Genomic DNA, 19668 nt, shown 5'->3' on the forward strand with positions numbered 1-19668 from the left:
TGTATTTACTAAACATCCACGCACAAAAAGGATTTCCACTACAATCGCTACCATTCATTCCGGCAACAAGTCTCTAATGCGCCTAACAAATGACAAATACAACTCCTCGTGCTTATTCAAAAATGGTTTAATTGCTTTTTTTAATTTATCTAAATCAACCGAATACCTTCTTTCTACAGTTTGAACTAGAAATGATCCCACATCAAGATTCAAAATCTCACTGAAAATTTTGTTCTCGCTTAAATAAGTAAAATGCTCTTCCACAATTTGATTTAAAGCTTTTGAGTCTTTTGTTTTGTCTTTTAGTCCGGACCAATCGTTTACGTCTTTACCCCCACTGTCATTATGGGCAAAGCAAGTTTTAAATTCCTTTTTTATAAAAATCGCCTCCATTAAGCAGCCATATGGTAGAACGGCTAACTGCTCTGCTATACTGACAATTGGTTTGTTTGGGTCTTCTCCTACTGGTATCAAAGGAACGGTTTCACCATCATACTCTCTCCAAGAATGACTAGATGGATAAATATTAATTTCCTTAGTCGTCCCCATAACTTTAAAATGTTCGAGGTTTAGTTCACGAGCAATAAAATGTCCAAGTTCGTGGAAGAAAACCGTTCTTACTGCTGGATGAATTTCTGACATAGGGCAACTACTCCATTTTATAAACACAAACACTACCACCATCGCAATCGCTCCTGACAAAAACTAAATATCATAAACTTGTCTTTTTGCTATTTTCTTTCTCATCTTGAAATCACAAATTGTGACTTCAAGTTTTGTATTTGAGGCCGCAAATTGCGGCCTCAAGATTTATAATGCCCTTGCTCCAAAGGTATCACCCTGACTCATATCTCCTGTATCAAATCCTTTTTTAAACCACCTCATCCGCTGCTCAGAGGTGCCATGTGTAAAAGCATCCGGCACCACATATCCCTGTGCCTGCTTTTGCAACCTATCGTCGCCGATAGCATTGGCTGCATTTAGTGCCTCTTCAATATCACCTTCCTCCAAAATATTTTTCATCTGTTGTGCATGATGTGCCCAAACTCCGGCAAAAAAATCAGCTTGTAACTCAAGCCTCACCGAAAGTTTATTGAATTCTTCCTCACTCATTCGCCCCCGCGCTTGGTTTACCTCATCCGAAATGCCTAACAGATTCTGAATATGGTGTCCATTCTCATGAGCCACCACGTATGCCATAGCAAAATCACCGGGCGCATTGAAGCGGTTTTTCAATTCATCATAAAAACTGAGATCAATATACATTTTATGATCGGCGGGACAATAAAAAGGCCCCATAGAAGATGAAGCATTGCCACAGCCAGACTCAACCGCATCGCGAAACAAAACCAATTTAGGCTCTTCATATTTCTTGCCTTGTGCTTCAAAGAGTTGGTGCCAAACATCCTCGTTATCAGCCAATACCACTTTTACAAAGGCTGTAGCTTCATCGTCTGCAGGACTATTAGGAGAGGCCGTTTGCTCCTGAGGTGCCTGGCCGGCATTAAACGCCTGTAGAAGTTCCATTGGGTTTTTGCCCAACAATAGCCCAATTACAATAATCACGACAGCTCCTATACCGCCAAAGGCAATACCTTTTTTGCCGCCACTTCCGCGAACATCTTCTACATTGTCACTTTCACGTCTTCCCCTCCATTGCATAAGATTGATTTAAGAGATCAATAATTATTTCGCGTAAACTCAATTATCATTTTATATAACCACAAACACCACTACCATTGCAATCACCCACACCAAAAACCAAATGGCATAGGCATATACCTTTCCGCTTTGCCACACATAAAAACAACACGGATGTCATTACGAGAAGCACCTTGCGTTTCACTTCCTAATTTTCACATGATTTTTACTTATAACGGTAAAGGCTCCTTGCAATTCAACTTCGTGTTCTCTTATTGTCTGAACTACAATTCTTGCTTTTTCTTTTGGTTTCATTCCGCTCAAGCGCACTAAAATTATTCCGCTATGTAATTGTTTGAGGCGGTAAACCAACTCTCCGAAATCTTTATCATAAGCAATTAGTACGTCGTTTCGCTCATTGGAAATTTTCAAAACCTCTTCATCGGCAAGGCCGGGGTGTTCTTCTTTAATGTAAAACACATCGTATCCACTGTTCCTCAATAGTTCAACAATAGGCGCATCCAAACCTTCATCGGCTACAAACCTCATATCAGGCAGCAATAGGGTAAATAGTATCCGCCTTCAAATTTTGTGCTGCAAACGCCAGCGATGCGCGTATTGCAGCTTCACTTATATGCGGGTGTGCTTCTAAAATGTCTTCTATGGTTTCACCTTCACTCAACTTTTCAAGAATCAATTCAACTGTAATTCTTGTTCCTTTAATCACTGGTTTACCCAACATTACCTTTGGGTCGCTGGTTATATAGTCTTGCGTTTTCATAATTACATTTTTTCGTTCAAAGATAATTCGATTTCAATTCAAAAACACAAACACCACTACCATTGCAATCACCCCCACCAAAAACCAAATGGCATAGGCTTGTACCTTTCCGCTTTGCCACATACTCAACTCCTCGGACCCATCCTGTGCAAACATACTACCCGCATCTACCAGACCGTTCACTACATTCCTATCTATCCACGCAGCGGGTCTGCCAATCAAGTTAAAGATGATACGCTTGGTTACAAACAAATATACCTCATCAATATAGAATTTATGGTAGGCTCCCTCATACAAACGTCGCATTGCCCCGGCCATACGCGTCGGTAAAGTACTCTCATTTTTATACATCGCTAGCGCAATTAATATTCCAATCAAGCCAAACGCAACCGGTGCAATCGCCAATGATAAGTGAAACTCGCTGTGCAATGCCTCGCCATTACTGCTTACAAATTCACCAAACGGAACAAAGCCCGCAATAATTGCCAAGACACCTAAAAAATCATCAACGGCAACTTCATCGTAAACGGCGCTTCGTCGTGCACCTCGCCCTCCGTCCTCTCCGAAGGAGAGGGGACCTTCCAAAAAACAGAAAAATAAAGCCGGAACATATAGAAAGCAGTCAGCCCCGCAGTCAGCAGCGCTACGCCATAAATTAACTTATTGGAATGAAAAGCAGCAGTGAGGATTTCTCCTTTGCCAAAGAAACCGCTGAACGGTGGCACACCGGCAATTGCCAAACATGCAATCAAAAACGTAAGGTGTGTTACGGGCATTTTTTTTCGTAGTCCGCCCATATCCCTCATCTCATTTGAATGGACATAATGAATGACTGTGCCAGCACCCAAAAACAACAGTGCCTTAAAAATAGCATGAGTAAATAGGTGAAACATGGAAGCAGTAAAGCCCAAACCATTTTCTCCTCCATAACCGGAAACGCCTAAAGCAAACATCATGAATCCAATCTGGCTCATGGTAGAATAAGCCAGTATTCGCTTAATATCCGTTTGTGTGCAGGCAATCACGGCAGCAAACAAAGCTGATACCACCCCTACATATCCGACTATTTCCAATGCACCGGGACAGGAGAGTGCAAACACAGGAAACAAACGGGCCACCAAATAAACTCCCGCCACTACCATTGTTGCCGCATGTATCAATGCTGAAACCGGAGTAGGACCTTCCATCGCATCGGGCAGCCAAATGTGCAGCGGAAACATGGCACTCTTTCCCGCACCGCCCATAAACACGAGCAGTAATCCCCACGTCAAAGCAGAAAAGCCAAGAAAAGAAGCAGCAGTCGCAGATTGCAATTGTGGGCTTGCAGTAGTTAATCTTTCAATCAGTGTTTTGAAATCAAGCGTTTCTGCATGAAAAGAAAGAACGAGAATACCAATTAGAAAACCCAAATCGGCAAAGCGGGTAACGATGAATGCTTTTTTCGCAGCAGCCAAAGCAGATGGACGGTCGAAATAAAATCCGATGAGCATGAAGGAAGAGATGCCAACCAGCTCCCAGAAAAAATAAATCTGAAAAATATTGGTGGACAGAACCAAACTCAACATCGAAAAAGTGAATAGGGAGAGGAATGAATAATAAGTGGCGAATCGCTCTTCACCTTTCATATAACCGAGTGAGTAAATATGCACCATCAACGAAATGAAAGAGACCACCACAATCATCATTACTGAAATGGGGTCGAGCAATAAACCCATATCCAGCCCCATCCCTCCCTTCCCCGAAGGGGAAGGAGAAAAATACAGCCAGGTGAATTTGAGTAGCTCAAATTTTTGATATACCCCAGCTACTTTTCCTGAGACAAAAAAATAATTGTAAGCAGTGAACAGCGACAACAATGCGGAACCGGTCAACGAAAGTGTACCGATAATTCCTCCGCTCTTCGCAAAATATTTTTGCCGAACAAACCGAGCAAAAGAAAACTCAATAAAGGGAGAACCGGAATGAGAACAACTGCCCATCCTAAATCCTGCCCGAAGGGAAGGACATTAAGTGTGTCATTTATTTGAAGTATTGTCATTTCAATTTTCGATTTCTCTAATCCCCCTTTGGGGGTTGGGGGCCGACTTTATAGCTTTAACGAATCCGCATCTTCCGCATCAATAGAATCATAATTCCGATAAAGGTTAATGATAATGGCTATGGCAACAGCAGCTTCGGCAGCGGCTATGGCAATAATGAATAGGGTAAAGAACACGCCATCTAATTTTCCACCCCACAAATATTTATTGAAAGCAACGAAGTTGATGTTCACGGCGTTCAACATCAGTTCAATGGCCATTAGCATGGTAATCATGTTTCTGCGAGTCAGGAAACCATATACCCCTATAAAAAACAGAGCGGTTGATATAAAAAGTAAATGCGGTAATCCGATTTCCATAAGCCCTCCTAACCTCTCCGAAAGAGAGGAATTGTTCTAGTTATTTTAATCAAAATTTCAACCTTCATTCTTATAGATTTATAGTCTCCCCCTTCGGAGGAGATTTAGAGGGGGCAATTGCAATTACAATACATCCAATCATGGCAGCCAAAAGCAAGATACTGACTACTTCAAACGGTAGGATAAATCCGCCTTTTCCATAGTTCAGCATTTCGGTGCCAATCTGTTTTACGCTCAATTCAGGCAATGCTTGGTCACTGAAAAACTCATTTTGCTTAATAACCGACCAGAATAAGGCAAAGGCAAACAAACTCGCCAAGCCGGCGAACAGAGTCCTTTTATAAGTTGGTTCTGGCAGGTCGCTTCCTATTTTGTGTGTCAAGAAAATAGAAAATATAATCAGCACCACGATACCTCCGACATAAACGACAATTTGTACTGCCGCAATGAATTCAAAGGATAGCCAGAAAAATAAACCGGCGATGCCCATCATGGAAAATAAAAGATAAATGGCGGAACGGAAAAGCTGGCGCGAAGTGACTGCCAGCCCAGCGCTAATCAATATCAATGCAGATAGAAGATAAAAAACAGCCCCTCCCCAACCCTCCCCGAAAGGGAGAACTTTTAGTGGCTCATTTATTTGTAACAATGTCAAGCTCAATTTGCATTTTATCTTTAAGCCCCTTTGGGGGTTTGGGGGCTGTTATTCCACTCCCTCCATCAATTTAGAACCCGGTTGATTTAAAATTTTAGTCAGCGAGCTCCGATCATAAACACTATGCTCAAAATTCTGCGCCATCTTGATAGCATCTGTTGGGCAGGCGACAATACAAAGATTACACATTGTACACAACTCCAGATGATAAACAAACGTGTCCAGAGCCTTTTTCTTTTTCCCTTCTGGGGTTAGTTCAAATTTGGTGACAATTTTAATTGTCCCATTCGGGCAAGCTAATTCGCAGGCGGTGCATCCGGTGCAACGGTGTTCATTATTTTCATTGTGAATCAGCACTACTTCTCCCCTGAAGCGCTCCGGCAATGTTTGCTTTACCTCCGGATATAGTTGTGTGATAATTTCACTGTGATGTGTAAAATAGTATCCCGTCCGCTTCATGCCGATGAGCAAAGATTTCACTCCATTATAAACTGTCTTTATATAATCAACTATAAACACTTTCAGTATTCCGTTCTTCGGCTAATGTAAAAGAAATAAAGGCCGAATATAAATTATACCCGCTTGAATTGAATTTCTCTTTTAGAAACACCGCTAAATTAGCGGTCCGTCGTTCATTTTTCATATAGGCTTATGGATTCATTTTATTAAACGGCGCATTTATAATGTCAGGTGTTGTTTTCGTCATTACTTCACAAAAAAAAGCAAACTCAGTTCCTCCTTCTTTCGTTTGTTGAAATACGGTTTTAAAATGCCTCTCCTTTCACTAGATATAAATGTAAGTAGAAAATACAAAGGATAGAATGACACCTCCACTTCGATCGCAACAAGCACCCATGTTGCCTGATGTCTTTTCTTCTCATGAAGTTGTGTCTTCAGATTTGAGACACTGCAAAGTCTGAGGAGGAAATTACATTAAATAGCGGTGTTCTGTCAGGTTTGCAAAACGGGTATTGTTGCAGACAACGAAAAGGTAGAAATACGGAATTCAATTTTTTTTGTGGGTTAGCTTTTATTTTTCTGCTCCCCAAAGCCCTCTGTGGTTTTCTCTGGCTTCCCGTTGAAGTTTTACAAACTCCTTTGCAAATTTTACATTGGGAGGAATGGTCAGAATCATAGCATACCCATTTTTCATAAGATCGGCATTAACGAAGGTTCCGTCCTCCAGATACACATAAGAAAGAGTTCTGCCAAAACGGTCTAATGAATCTACATCGCGAACAAGTTTTACACTCTTTCCAGCTAGCATTTTTGTCAGGTAATCTTTCGCTTCCTTGCCGTAATAGCCAATTTCTTTCTTCAATGTTTTTCTTGATTCGGGTGCATCTACCCCAATAAGACGAACTTTTATTCCTTCCTTGGTTCCGTTGTCAGCCCAAAATGTGTCACCATCAACAATTTTTGTAACTGGTAAATAGTCCCTTCGAGTTGTTTGGATTTTCGTCTTGCTTTTTGATTCACAAGAAATATGGAGGGTTGTAATTACTACAACTGCTACGGAAAAGAAAAATTTGGTCATCATCTCTACTGGGGACAGACTGTGCTTACGTCTTTTAAGAAGATAGCTTTAGGCTATCTGGTAAATATAGTGAATTGTCCCATCCCTTCTGTCGTATTTCGCCTCTTTCAATTATTCTCCTCGAACATTAATATAAATAGCTATAACATGTCATTTTTTCCTATTTTTCTGTTAATTAGCTTATTTTCCGCAAATATCCAGACTCATTCTGTCACAGAATGAGGGAAGTCCGTGACGGAATTAGGACAAGTCGCCACGAAATTAGGGAAGTCTGCGGCGGAAATACCTAAGTCCCTCGCAGAAATAGGTAAGTCTGTCATAAGAATAGGGAAGTTTGCGACAGAAATACCTAAACTCAACACGGAAATAGGTAAGTCTGCCGCAGGAATAGGTAAGTCTGTCCCGAAAACAGTCAAGTACGTTGGAAAAAAATAGAGGGCCGTAGGAAATTTCGGCAGGGTTTCGGAAATTTTGTCTGTCGAAGATGTTTCAACAACAACAATCGGGCCCACATTCCTTGCCTTCGAGGGAGGGTTCGCCAAGTTCTATTTCGAATTCGGTGGCGGCGCGAATGTTATCAATCATCACATCAAAATGAAGGGAGTCCGACAAACCGTTGTGGCTATCGGGGTGGAGCGAAATGGATTGGGCGGCTCCACATTCCAGTCCTTCGAGGCAGTTTTGCAAAGCGGGCAAAATACGCGAGGAGCCGTGGAGGTAGCGAACAGGTTGGTTGTTGCGGTTGTCTTCGAGGATGTCGCCCCGGCCGTTCTTCATCACATAGCGCAGGGAGACGATGGTGTTGGCAGCTATTTTCATTGTTCAGGATTTTAAGCTCGCCGCTTTGCCGGATACAAAAACTTTCTCCACTTTAATATCCCCCTCATAAACCTTCATAGAAGGTTGGCCAGCTTTGAGGCTCACGGTGCCGAAGCCGGATTCGGAAGAAAGGAAGCTGGTAAAGTCGCCCACCTTAGAATCTACATACAAAGTCTTTTCTACGGCATCGTAGCGCACACCAGTAAGTGCCTGTAAATATCCGTAGCTGGACAAAGCACGGGCATACCAATGTCCACATTCATATTCATTGAAGGGGTTACGGATTTTCCCATCATACCGGTTGCGCGAGGCACGGAGAATGTCCATGCCTTCTTGCACATGGCTCATCATCATCAGGTGCGAAGCTACTTGGTGTTCGATACCGGTCCATACTTCATCGCTATAAACAAAAGGAAGGGAGAGTTTTCCTCCCTTGGGCCAGGAGCACAAAAGCAGTCCGCCTTCATCGCCGAGTGCATAAGCGGGGCGCTGCGGATTGGCATGTTCGCTCAGGTTTTCTTTCAGATTGTATTTATGAATGGCGCGCAGATGGCTACTGATTTTGGAAGCATCAATCGTGTCTTGCAATCCGCTCATGCCGGCTATCCAAGAGCCCAACACCCCATCGGACAGGCAACCGGTACCGTATTGATATTTCGGCCCTTCCTTCTTTAATAAATCAACGGCTTCGTCAGAATACTTTCCCCCAAAGGATTGCACCTTGGTGGGATCTTCGGCGTTCAAACCGGTCCATTGAATTTTCTGTATGAAATATTCTCCGTCGAACAAATCTGTTTCCATCCTCTTCTTTCCGTTCGCGGAAAGCGATTCATATTCCGAAACATCTTTGCCCAGATGTTTGCTCATAGCAGCAATCGCGTTCAAGGCGCCCACATAGAAACTAGTGTGCATGCCATCCGGTCCCCAGAATTCAATATCATAAGTGTTGTGATGCGGTTCTTCAATCACCCCTTTTTTGCGCGGGTCCCAGGTGCGGATGCAATAGTCCATGCTCTTCTTCACCAGCGGATACATTTTTTTCATCCATTCGTTGTCGCCGCTGATGCGCCATTCGCGATAGACTTTCATGATGCCGCCGAGTTGTCCGTCGGCAGCGGAATGAAATTCATGATTGGAGGGCTGTATCGGCAAGCGCGCACGGAAGGTCTGGTGGCCTTCTTCGCTTTGACTTTCGCAAAACTCTGTGGCGCGCAAACTTCTTTCGAGTGCCGGAAATAAATGTGGAATAGCCTGTGCATAGTTCCACACGTGCGTGCAGGAACCATGACAGCAACCCTCAGAATCTCCGCAGCCTTCAAAGCTCCACAGACGGCCATCATACTGGCGCATCACCGTGGGCGATTTTAATATAGTAAGGTTCGCAGCGACTACTTCCAACACTTCGGGTGGTAAGGAACTGGCATAAAAAGCATCTTTAAACAAGGAAGATTTTTTTCTCAACTCTGCATATTGTTGTTTCCAGTAGGAAGCTACTTCTTCCACCGATGCAAACTTGCTGCTGTACCAAGGCTTGTAATACTTGCCCTCGAAATCTTTGTCGTATTTATCTAAGTCCATATCGCCCGGCGAATTGCAACAGCCGCTTTCGGGATTGCAGTTTTCTTTCCGCGTCCCCATCTTTCCAAACGACATTTCAGAGTCGGGTGTGTACCAGGCAAACATCATGCGAACAATCTTTTCTCCACCGGGTGCCAGTTGAAAAGGAACATAGAGCGAAGCACCGGGTGCCTCTTTCTCTGTCGGTGCAACGGATTTCACCTCCCCGTTTTTGATAGCGTTCCAGGCCATAGTCAAGGGGTCCCACCAACCGCCTCGAAACCAACAGTGGTCAACCACCGTAGCAGCGTCATCGGTAAAAACCGCGAGGTCAGACCGTAAAGGTTTTTCTTTAACACCGGCTTCGGTCAAAATAAAACCGTTGGGATAAGACCGGATGGAATCGCTTCCTTTATCTGTACTCAGAAAGTTTCTTGAATTGAAAGAGAAAACTGCCTTCACCGTTTTTGTTCCGTTATTGACAAACTTATATTCCATACCGCCCACCGGTAGGCTAGAGTTATCATCATCCGCCGGAATAAAAGGACTCCATCCCGTCACCTGCACTTTCAAAGGCAAATCTTCATCGCTCAAATCCAGATGGCCGAATGGAAATCGTGCATGAAAAGAAGCAGAATGAAAACGCGGCAGCCCGGTTATAGAACCGGCGGCACCATTGCCAGCATCTTTCTGTCCAAATTTCTTCCAATCCGGTACCGGGCCTTCGAGTAGTTTAGCGCCGTTGGTGATTCCCTTCAAAGAAATAGCCGCGAACATGCCCGGTTCATTAAATATGTCGGGCCGGTTTTGAATGGATACATGAGAATACGCACCCGTCCCTTCCATGCAGAACATACCAGCACCCAGTCCGCCAATAGGGAAAGCAACACGGTTTAGATATTCACCGCTATAGACACCATTGTATTTCCGTTTACCGGATTTGATTTCTTTGGTGGGCTTTTGGGAGGTAACCCTGTTTTCCTGAGGTGTTTCAGCCAAAACAACGGAAGGAATCAAGGACAAGGCAGCACCGCTAATGCCCAGATTCTTTATAAAGGAACGACGACTCAATCTATTTTCCATCCTCTTTTTTGGAACTAAGGTATTTGAAATTTTGGGTTGTGCGAAATTATTGGTTTATGATAAAATGCACTTCCCGTTCAGGAGCGCAGCAACTCATCTATTGCCAATCGAACATTTTCAAAGTGGAAAGCATCCAGTTCGGCTTTCATCTTCGCTTCAATCTTATCGTTGCATAAATTGCCGAGACTTCCTTCATGGGTATGGTTCAATTTTGAATTAAAAGAGAATTCGCCCGATTCGATTTTCTCGCCCACCTGCTTATAGGCATCGCGAAAGGGCATTCCTTTATTCACTAATTCATTGACAGCTTCTACGCTGAAGAGGTATTGATACTTTTCATCTTTCAGAATATCAGGCCGCACTGATATGTTAGAAACCATCAGATACATCATCCGCAGGCAGTCTTTTAAATGTTGAATGGCCGGAAAGAGATGCTCTTTGAGCAATTGTAAATCGCGATGATATCCAGAAGGGAGGTTGGTGGTCATCATCATAATTTCATTAGGCAGGGCTTTGATGCGGTTGCAGTGAGCACGAATCAGCTCCAACACATCCGGATTCTTCTTATGTGGCATGATGCTGGAACCGGTAGTGAGTTCGCTGTTAAATGAAATGAAATCAAAATTCTGATTGACATACAGACAGGCATCCATCGCCATTCTGGATAAGGTGTCAGCGATATTCGCCATAGCCATAGCGGTCACCCGTTCCGCTTTCCCTCGCCCCATTTGAGCATATACTACATTGTGATTCAAATCTTCAAAGCCCAGCAAACGAGTTGTCAGTGAACGATTGATAGGAAAGGAAGAACCGTATCCGGCAGCAGAGCCCAGTGGGTTTTTATTGATGACCTGATAAGCCGCTCGCAGGAGGGTGATATCGTCCACCAGGCTTTCGGCATAAGCCCCAAACCATAAACCGAAAGAGGAAGGCATAGCCAGTTGCAAATGTGTGTAGCCCGGCAACAGGATGTCTTTATACTTATTGCTTTCTTCTATCAGCAATTGAAACAAATGAAATACCTCGGCAGTGATTTCTTCCATTTCATGCCGCAGATAAAGTTTGATGTCGAGCAATACCTGGTCATTGCGACTTCGGGCAGCATGGATCATCTTCCCCGAATCTCCCAGTTCTTTTGTAAGCAGAAATTCTACCTGCGAATGAACGTCTTCTACTCCTTCATCAATTATGAAAGAGCCACCGGTTGTAGTGGGATAGATATTTTTCAATTCTTTGACTATTGCAGCTTCAGCTTCTTTACTAATGATTCCAACAGAGCCTAGCATCATAACATGAGCAATGGAACCAAGAATATCATAGGAAGCCAACAGGGAATCAAAATCCCTATCCCGTCCAACGGTAAATGATTCCACCATTTGTGAAGTGGAAGTGTTCTTTTTAGACCATAGTTTCATGAGTATCTGTTTTAAAAAATTACACCATCCAGCAACCGGATATAATCCCGTATTCCGGTTTTAATTTCTTCTACAAAAATGAATTCGTTGGCCGTATGACTTCTGGCGCTATCACCGGGGCCGCATTTCAATGTTGGGAAATTCATCAATGCGCTATCACTAGTCGTCGGTGACCCGTAACAGCTTTTGCCCATAGCGACACCGGCCTTTACAAGAGGATGATTTATGTCAATACTGCTTGCCCTCAGGCGGAGACTGCGGGGGGTGATTTCGCTCTGCAGATGCTCTTGTATTGTTTGAAAAATCTCTTCGTGCGTATAGCCATCCGGCACTCTTACGTCTATTACAAATCTACATTCAGAAGGAACTATGTTATGCGCCTTGTTCTCTGTATTGATTACGGTGACCGACATTTTCACATCTCCCAGCCATTCCGAAACTCTGGGAAACCGATAGGTGCTTATCCAGTGAATATCGCGCATCGCTTTGAGTATCGCACTATCTCCCTCCTCTCTTGCTGCATGTCCGGACCTGCCTTTCGCCACGGCATCAAGAACCAGCAATCCTTTTTCAGCTACGGCTAAGTTCATTTGAGTCGGTTCGCCAACAATAGCAACATCTATAGCAGGCAACAAAGGCAGCGTGGCCTCTACTCCATTCTTGCCGCTAATTTCTTCTTCTGCAGTTATAGCTATGACCAGATTGTATTTTAGATTTTGTAGCGAATAGTAATGAAGGAAAGCAGCCATCAAGCTCACTACACATCCACCGGCATCATTGCTTCCCAGGCCATATAGTTTTCCCTCTTCAACAACAGCCTCAAATGGGTTACGGGTGTACTGAGCATTTGGCTTCACCGTATCATGATGAGAGTTCAGTAAAATACTGGGCTTGGAAGAATCAAAATACTTATTCAAAACCCAGAAGTTATTCAGATGGCGATGTGCTTTCAATCCTTTTTGTTCAAAGAAAGCAAGGAGCATATCCGCCGTTCTATTTTCTTCTTTTGAAAAAGACGGAATAGCTATAAGTTGCTTTAGCAAGGCGATGGCCTCATCATGTAGCTTTTCTTCTACCGGCATCATTCCTTAATTAAAGTTCCTGAAGGTGATTGGGAAATATTGCGCAACAAGTCTTCCGCATCGCCGATTATTACTTCTCGAACACCAGACGCAATAGCGGAAAAGGCATTATCAATTTTAGGTAAGATACCTTCGGATATCTTTTTACTGTTTAATAGTTCCAGATGAATTTCTCTGGTAATCAAAGGGACAACAGAATTTTCATTTTGAATGTCATCTAAAACCCCCTTCTTTTCAAAACAATAAACCAGTCGAACTTCATACTGCCTTGACATCGCTACCGCTATGGAAGAGGCAATGGTATCGGCGTTTGTATTTAATAGCTGTCCATTGCCGTCATGGGTAATTGGGGCAGCCACGATGGTCATTTTTTCTTTAAGCAGCTGGTCAATCAATTGATTATTCACCTCATCTATATCTCCAACAAAACCATAGTCTATCGTTGGATGAATTCTTTTGTGTGCTTTGATCAGGTTACCATCTGACCCTGAAAGTCCAATGGCATTGCATCCATAAGCCTGCAAGGTTGCTACGATACTCTTATTTATATAGCCGCCATAAACCATTATGATAACCTTCAACGTTTCTGCATCCGTAATTCTTCGGCCATCAATAATCTGTTGAGGAATATTCAATTGCTCCGCCATGCTCGTAGCAAGTTTGCCTCCTCCATGTATCAGAATTTTGGGCTCCTGAATCAAGGCAAAATCTTTTAAAAACTTTAAAAGCCGAACTTCATCATCAATAACAGTTCCTCCCACCTTTATGACAAACAACTTTTGCATGCTCTATGTTTGTTTAAGAAGTTCCGCCATTACGGCCTGTGCCGCCCAAACCCTGTTGGATGCCTGTTGAGTAACAATGCTGTGTGAACTATCTAATACTTCATCGCTTAATTCCAGATTTCTTCTTACCGGGAGACAATGCATGACTTTAGCGTTGCGGGTGTGTTTTAGTTTTTCTAATGTCAACATCCAAGACGAATCAGTACACAAAATTTTGCCATAGTCTTGATAGGAACTCCAGTTCTTTACGTAAACATAGTCGGCATCTTTCAGCGCTTCATCCTGATGATAGTTGATTGCCGCACCACTTGTAAACTGTTCTGACAATTCATACCCCTCCGGATGAGTAATGATAAATTCAGATTCCCCCCACCTATTCATCCACTCCGAAAATGAATTGGCAACACACTGAGGCAGCGGTTTGATATGTGGAGCCCAGGTCAGTACTATTTTTGGCTTACGCTTTTCAGAGAACGTTTCCTTTATTGTAACGATGTCTGTCAGACTTTGCAGCGGGTGTAACGTCGCGCTTTCTAAACTCAGAACCGGTACCCCGCAATAACGGACAAACTGTTGGATGATTCTTTCACTATAATCTTCTTTCTTGTCTTGAAGAGCGGGGAAAGTTCGGATACACAGAATGTCGAAGTAAGAGCCCAATACAGGTGCTGCATCCTTTATATGCTCTACCGTCGTGCCATTCATAACAGACTCCTCCATAAACTCCATGGACCATCCGTCCTTATCTAGGTTAAGAATAATCGCTTCCATTCCCAGATTTTGGGCGGCCAACTGCGTACTGATGCGGGTTCTCATACTTGGATTTAGGAACAGCAATCCGAGCTTCTTGTTCGAACCAAGTTGTTTATCCTTAAACGGATTTCGTTTATAATCCAAAGCATTTTCTATCAGAGCATTTATATTGCTCACATCGTTAACAGATATAAAATTGTTCACGGCCTATTTGCTTCAGCGTTATTTAATGTTTCTGTTACTTCATTCAATGCATGAAGGAATTCATTTGTTTGAGTCCGACCTATAGCCAGAGAAGGCAAGAGACGCACTACATTTGGTTTTGCCTCACCGGTAAACACGTGATGTTTCGTCAAAAGATTTTTCCTAAGGCCCTTAAGTTCATCCGACACATCGAAACCAATCATTAATCCCCTTCCACGAATATTTTTTATACCCTTTGTTTGCCGTAGCTGGCTCATCAAATATTCGCCTTCCAGCGTGGCTGCTAATAGCAGATTTTCCTTTTCTATAATTTCAAGTACGGCTAAAGCCGCGGCGCAGGCAAGATGGTTCCCTCCAAAAGTAGTTCCCAGCATACCATGCCGTGCTTTGATCTTCGGAGCTATTAGCAACCCGCCTATTGGAAAGCCGTTGCCCATCCCTTTTGCCATCGTATAAATGTCGGCATTTACTCCTGCGAAATCATGAGAGAAAAACTTTCCGGTCCGGCCATATCCGCATTGAACACTGTCTGCAATATACAAGGCTCCAGACGCATCACAGAGTTTCCGGAGAAGTTGCAGAAAAGAATTTTCTGCAACATTAATGCCTCCTACTCCTTGAATCCCTTCTATAATGACCGATGAAATACTATCTCCGTTTTCACGAAAACATTTTTCGAGCGCTTCTGCATCGTTGAAGGGAAGGAAAATAACATGCTCCGTCTGGTTGACGGGAGCAATAATCGAAGGATTGTCGGTTGCAGCAACTGCAAGCGACGTCCTACCATGAAAGCCTTTTGAAAAAGCAACGATCTTCTTTCTTCCATTATGAAAAGAAGCAAGTTTCAGCGCATTCTCGTTTGCCTCTGCGCCACTATTGCAAAGAAAAAGCTGGTAATCCTTTTTGCCAGAAATCTCTCCTAACTTCTCTGCCAATTCCTCCTGAATAGGAATCTTAACCGAGTTCGAATAGAAGGCTATCTGTCTCAATTGTTTCTCGATACACTCTATCCAATGCTCATGCGAATGACCCACACTGATCACTGCATGTCCTCCGTACATATCCAGGTATTTTTGATCTCGATCATCCCATAGATAAGAATCTTTGGCTCTAACTATCGTTACATCTTGCAGTGGGTAAACATCAAATAGTTTCATGCTAAAAATAGTTGGCTTTAAAATGAAGTCCGGTATTCTCTTTCAATCCAAACATCAAATTCATGTTTTGAACTGCCTGACCCGAAGCGCCTTTCAACAAATTATCAACGGCGGAATGAATGACCAATTTATCTCCCTGCTTCTCCAGCTGGATAAAGCATTTATTCGTATTCACTACTTGCTTCAGGAATATTGAATCTTTGGAGAGTGTCACAAAAGGATGAGAAGCATAAAAATCACTATACAGCGACTCAAGTTCTTCCATTGTATTATGGCACTCTAATTGTGAACTCACAAAAATCCCTCTTGCGAAATCGCCTCTCCATGGAATGAAGTTTACTCGCATTTCTCGTGCAGATTGCAATTGCCTAAGCGATTCCTGTATCTCATCTAGGTGCTGATGAGTCAGTGTTTTATATGCCTGAATGTTATTTGTCCGCCAACTAAAATGTGAGGTGGCAGACAAGCTTTGACCAGCACCAGTAGAACCGGTAATGCCTGTAGTATAAACCTCCTTTAATAATCCGGCCTTAGCCAAAGGAAGCAAACCCAATTCAATGGCCGTTGCAAAACATCCGGGGTTCGCTATGTTTTCTGCCGCCTTTATTTGTTCGCGGTTCAACTCTGGCAAGCCATAAACAAAAGTTCGTTTGCCATGCTGCGATTTAGCAGCCAATCTGAAATCATTTGAAAGATCTATGATCTTTATTCGGGAATCAATCGCATGCTCATCTAGAAATTTTCCTGCTTCAAGATGACCGACGCAAAGAAACAATAGATCAATTTCATTGCTGATCTTCTCCAAAAACTTCAATGTAGTCTCTCCTAATAAATCACCATGAATACTGCTGAGTAATTGTCCTGCCTGACTTTTGCTTTGCGCAAACACTATTTCAGCCTGCGGATGATTTAGGAGTATCCTTATCAGTTCCCCTCCTGTATAGCCCGCACTTCCGGCTATCCCTACCCTAATCTTTTGCATTTGCATCTTCCTTTACGCGATGAAAAATAGCTGTTTGATTTCCATAAATTTTAGTGAAGCCCCTCACATCTTCTCCACTCCATCCGGTATTCATCTCGCCATACTTTCCGAATTTACTATTCATCAAATCAAATGGCGATTCGATACCAGTTATCTGAAATCGGTAGGGAAACAACTGTACGAATACATCCCCGGTTACCTGTTGTTGCGAGCTTTCAAGAAAGGCTTCCATATCCCGCATCACCGGGTCGAGGATATGCCCTTCATGCAGCCAATTACCATAAAATTGTGCCACTTGATCTTTCCAGCTAAGCTGCCATTTGGTCAACACGTGCTTTTCCAGAGCATGATGCGCTTTTATAATGAGCATAGGTGCGGCCGCCTCAAAACCGACTCTTCCCTTAATTCCAATAATCGTATCGCCCACATGAATATCTCTGCCTATACCATAAGGCCCGGCAATCTGCTGCAAATGTTGAATTGCTTCCACCGGATGATTGAAGGTCTGGTCGTTAACGGCCTTTAATTCACCATTCAAAAAAGACAGTTTCACTTCTTCAGTACCGGTTCTGTTGACCGGTGTAGGCCAGGCATCTTCAGGCAACATCCCTTTAGATTGTAGTGTTTCTTTACCCCCGACACTTGTTCCCCACAATCCTTTATTGATTGAATAAAGAGATTTCTCAAAGCTCATCTGCACTCCTTTCTCTTTCAAGTAAGTAATTTCGGCTTCGCGGCTCAATTTCAAATCACGTATCGGAGTAATTACTTCAATACCTGGAATCAGAATATTGAAAACCATATCAAAGCGCACTTGGTCGTTGCCGGCACCGGTGCTTCCATGCGCTACAGCATCGACACCTACTTCTTTCACGTGCTTTGCAATATGGAGCGCTTGACTCAACCGTTCCGCACTTACGCTCAATGGATACGTTTGGTTCTTCAAAACGTTTCCGTAAACAAGGTATCGGATAATTTGCTGATAATAATCTCTGGTTGCCTCCGCTACGGCATGCGACTTTACTCCCAACCTATAGGCATGCGCCTCAATTGATTTCAATTCCTCCTCATCGAAGCCACCGGTATTGACTGTTATACTATGCACTTCATATCCTTTCTCTTCCGTTAGGTATTTGACACAATAAGAAGTGTCCAGTCCACCGCTAAAACCCAATACAATTTTCTTGCTCATGTTTTCTAAACCTTTTGTTTTTTTAAAAATTTCCTCAAAGTGATTTGCTTGAAGTGCATAAAGCGTTCAAACAGTTTTGATTTCTTTTTGAATTCAGAAGCTGCCTGTTCCGGCTTGGGATGATTGACCGGATGATACAGCATCGCGGTACACAAACAATTCTTGCGTTCCTTGCTCATCAGGATGTCGTAGTTCACGCAATTTTTGCATCCGGCCCAAAACTCCTCATCGTTAGTCAACTCTGAATAAGTGACCGGTTCATAACCCAATTCACTATTGATTTTCATCACAGCAAGGCCGGTTGTTAATCCGAAAATTTTGGCATCCGGATACTTCTGTCTTGATAGTTCAAAAATTCTCTTCTTAATCAGCCGCGCCACGCCGGTCTTCCTAAATTCCGGGTTTACTATCAAGCCGCTATTGGCTACAAACTTATTATGCCCCCAGGCCTCGATATAACAAAAACCCACCCATTGACCTTCGGAGGCTAGGGCGATAACCGCCTTGCCTTCCTCCATTTTTTTCTGAATGTATTCTGGACTTCGTTTGGCAATCCCCGTCCCTCGGGCCTTGGCAGAGATTGCCATCTCCTCACAAATTATTTCGGCAAACCGGAAATGTTTTTCACCGGCTATTTCAATCACTATATTCTGGCTCATCTATTTTGAAAACTTAATTCATTGAATAAAAAAACATCTAAATGGTAAGGCTGGACCCTACCCCGTTTTTCACACGAGAAACCTCAATGCAATAAAGAAAGATGAACCGACCTCAAGTTCTGAGGAAGTATGGCTTGAAATAGCTGTTTTGAATAGAATGTGCGTCAGCAGGCACAATCGTACCCTTAAGAATAAAAAGTCTCCATATTCTCATAAAATGAATCACAACGGCTTGTGCTTCTAATATTTTATAAATGATCATCGGGACGCTGCTGGTTTTTTAGACGCGCAAAAATATTTATTATTTTAAAAACAAGCTGATTTTTGAAACGGCCTTATTCTCTTTGGGTACCTCGGCCAAAACAGCTTCTAAAATCAAGGGCTGATTGATAAAGGCTTCTCACTCCAACTCGCTAGTCTTCACCTTGATTTTCCCCGTGATATTTTTAATCACGTAGTCGGTAAAGTTTTCATTGGCCGTCATGCCTTTGCCATAAATAATTTCATCGGTGGTTTGAATCTTGACAAAAGAATTGGAGTAAATGATTTTTTTGTCTTCATCCCAAATCAGTTCATCGGTATTCAGAATTTCGCCTTTCTTATTGACCACTACCACACTGTCGCGGGCAGTCATTGATTTGCTGTTCTCATAAGCCAAAGCATATTTGGCAGTCAGTGTGCTTTCCAATTCGCGATTGGTAGAGAAGAACAGAATCTTGATGCCGTCGTTAAATTCCATGAAAGGCACTTCGCTATTATGGCGGGTGGCGGTGGGCCCCATGGCGCGAATGCGCACAATGCCGTTTTGCGAATAATTGATTTCAACACCTTTCCCATGCTCCAAGTTTACAAAATCTCGATTGGCAAGACGTTTAACCGCCTCTTGATTATTACTACAGGAGCCAAGCAAAAGAGAAAGGAAGAATAGAAGGATATAGAACCGGTCGTATCTGGAATACGAGTTCATG

The 19668-nt window shown here is 43.0% G+C and carries 20 protein-coding genes and 1 pseudogene; all 21 read right to left on the reverse strand.

Translation table 11 applies throughout. The features are described from left to right. Nucleotides 1-54 precede the first annotated feature (54 nt). Nucleotides 55-642: a hypothetical protein gene (locus IPP77_07385; protein MBL0309486.1), complete on the reverse strand. Its 588-nt coding sequence runs from the start codon at nt 640-642 to the stop codon at nt 55-57. A 168-nt stretch (nt 643-810) separates the two neighbouring features. Then, nucleotides 811-1662: a zinc metallopeptidase gene (locus IPP77_07390; GenBank protein MBL0309487.1), complete on the reverse strand. Its 852-nt coding sequence runs from the start codon at nt 1660-1662 to the stop codon at nt 811-813. Nucleotides 1663-1842: 180 nt separating this feature from the next. Further along, a complete protein-coding gene (locus IPP77_07395) occupies nt 1843-2190 on the reverse strand; it encodes a DUF5615 family PIN-like protein (protein MBL0309488.1) in 348 nt (115 codons plus the stop codon). 1 nt (nt 2191) lies between these two features. Continuing rightward, the gene (locus IPP77_07400; protein ID MBL0309489.1) at nt 2192-2422 is read right to left on the reverse strand and encodes a DUF433 domain-containing protein; all 231 of its coding nucleotides are present in this window, start codon (nt 2420-2422) and stop codon (nt 2192-2194) included. Nucleotides 2423-2455: 33 nt separating this feature from the next. Beyond that, nucleotides 2456-4460 (reverse strand): annotated as a pseudogene (gene nuoL / locus IPP77_07405) (NADH-quinone oxidoreductase subunit L). Nucleotides 4461-4508: 48 nt separating this feature from the next. Then, nucleotides 4509-4820, reverse strand: a complete 312-nt coding sequence (gene nuoK / locus IPP77_07410; protein MBL0309490.1) for an NADH-quinone oxidoreductase subunit NuoK — start codon at nt 4818-4820, stop codon at nt 4509-4511. 70 nt (nt 4821-4890) lie between these two features. Then, the gene (locus IPP77_07415) at nt 4891-5481 is read right to left on the reverse strand and encodes an NADH-quinone oxidoreductase subunit J (GenBank protein MBL0309491.1); all 591 of its coding nucleotides are present in this window, start codon (nt 5479-5481) and stop codon (nt 4891-4893) included. A 42-nt stretch (nt 5482-5523) separates the two neighbouring features. Continuing rightward, nucleotides 5524-5934: a 4Fe-4S binding protein gene (locus IPP77_07420; protein ID MBL0309492.1), complete on the reverse strand. Its 411-nt coding sequence runs from the start codon at nt 5932-5934 to the stop codon at nt 5524-5526. A 571-nt stretch (nt 5935-6505) separates the two neighbouring features. Then, entirely contained in the window at nt 6506-7012 is a 507-nt protein-coding gene (locus tag IPP77_07425) for a thermonuclease family protein (GenBank protein ID MBL0309493.1), read from the reverse strand. A gap of 203 nt (nt 7013-7215) precedes the next feature. Beyond that, entirely contained in the window at nt 7216-7428 is a 213-nt protein-coding gene (locus tag IPP77_07430) for a hypothetical protein (GenBank protein ID MBL0309494.1), read from the reverse strand. Nucleotides 7429-7501: 73 nt separating this feature from the next. Beyond that, complete coding sequence (locus IPP77_07435; GenBank protein ID MBL0309495.1) at nt 7502-7831, reverse strand: hypothetical protein; 330 nt, start codon at nt 7829-7831, stop codon at nt 7502-7504. 3 nt (nt 7832-7834) lie between these two features. Further along, nucleotides 7835-10471: a twin-arginine translocation signal domain-containing protein gene (locus IPP77_07440; protein MBL0309496.1), complete on the reverse strand. Its 2637-nt coding sequence runs from the start codon at nt 10469-10471 to the stop codon at nt 7835-7837. 77 nt (nt 10472-10548) lie between these two features. Further along, entirely contained in the window at nt 10549-11886 is a 1338-nt protein-coding gene (gene argH / locus IPP77_07445; protein ID MBL0309497.1) for an argininosuccinate lyase, read from the reverse strand. Between the two features lie 11 nt (nt 11887-11897). Beyond that, a complete protein-coding gene (locus tag IPP77_07450; GenBank protein ID MBL0309498.1) occupies nt 11898-12968 on the reverse strand; it encodes a M20 family metallo-hydrolase in 1071 nt (356 codons plus the stop codon). Beyond that, nucleotides 12968-13753: an acetylglutamate kinase gene (argB, locus tag IPP77_07455; GenBank protein MBL0309499.1), complete on the reverse strand. Its 786-nt coding sequence runs from the start codon at nt 13751-13753 to the stop codon at nt 12968-12970. Before argB ends, IPP77_07450 begins: the two co-directional genes overlap by 1 nt. A gap of 3 nt (nt 13754-13756) precedes the next feature. Then, nucleotides 13757-14710, reverse strand: a complete 954-nt coding sequence (locus tag IPP77_07460; GenBank protein ID MBL0309500.1) for an N-acetylornithine carbamoyltransferase — start codon at nt 14708-14710, stop codon at nt 13757-13759. After that, complete coding sequence (locus IPP77_07465; GenBank protein ID MBL0309501.1) at nt 14707-15867, reverse strand: aspartate aminotransferase family protein; 1161 nt, start codon at nt 15865-15867, stop codon at nt 14707-14709. Before IPP77_07465 ends, IPP77_07460 begins: the two co-directional genes overlap by 4 nt. Before the next feature lies 1 nt (nt 15868). Next, complete coding sequence (locus IPP77_07470; GenBank protein ID MBL0309502.1) at nt 15869-16849, reverse strand: N-acetyl-gamma-glutamyl-phosphate reductase; 981 nt, start codon at nt 16847-16849, stop codon at nt 15869-15871. Beyond that, nucleotides 16836-18041 (reverse strand): argininosuccinate synthase, encoded by a 1206-nt coding sequence (gene argG, locus IPP77_07475; GenBank protein MBL0309503.1) that lies wholly within the window; start codon nt 18039-18041, stop codon nt 16836-16838. The genes IPP77_07470 and argG overlap by 14 nt, the downstream gene beginning before the upstream one ends. A gap of 5 nt (nt 18042-18046) precedes the next feature. Further along, a complete protein-coding gene (locus tag IPP77_07480; GenBank protein ID MBL0309504.1) occupies nt 18047-18700 on the reverse strand; it encodes a GNAT family N-acetyltransferase in 654 nt (217 codons plus the stop codon). Between the two features lie 400 nt (nt 18701-19100). Further along, entirely contained in the window at nt 19101-19667 is a 567-nt protein-coding gene (lptC, locus tag IPP77_07485) for an LPS export ABC transporter periplasmic protein LptC (protein ID MBL0309505.1), read from the reverse strand. Nucleotide 19668 lies beyond the last annotated feature (1 nt).

The sequence above is a fragment of the Bacteroidota bacterium genome, assembly GCA_016722375.1.
GTDB lineage: Bacteria > Bacteroidota > Bacteroidia > Chitinophagales > LD1 > Bog-950.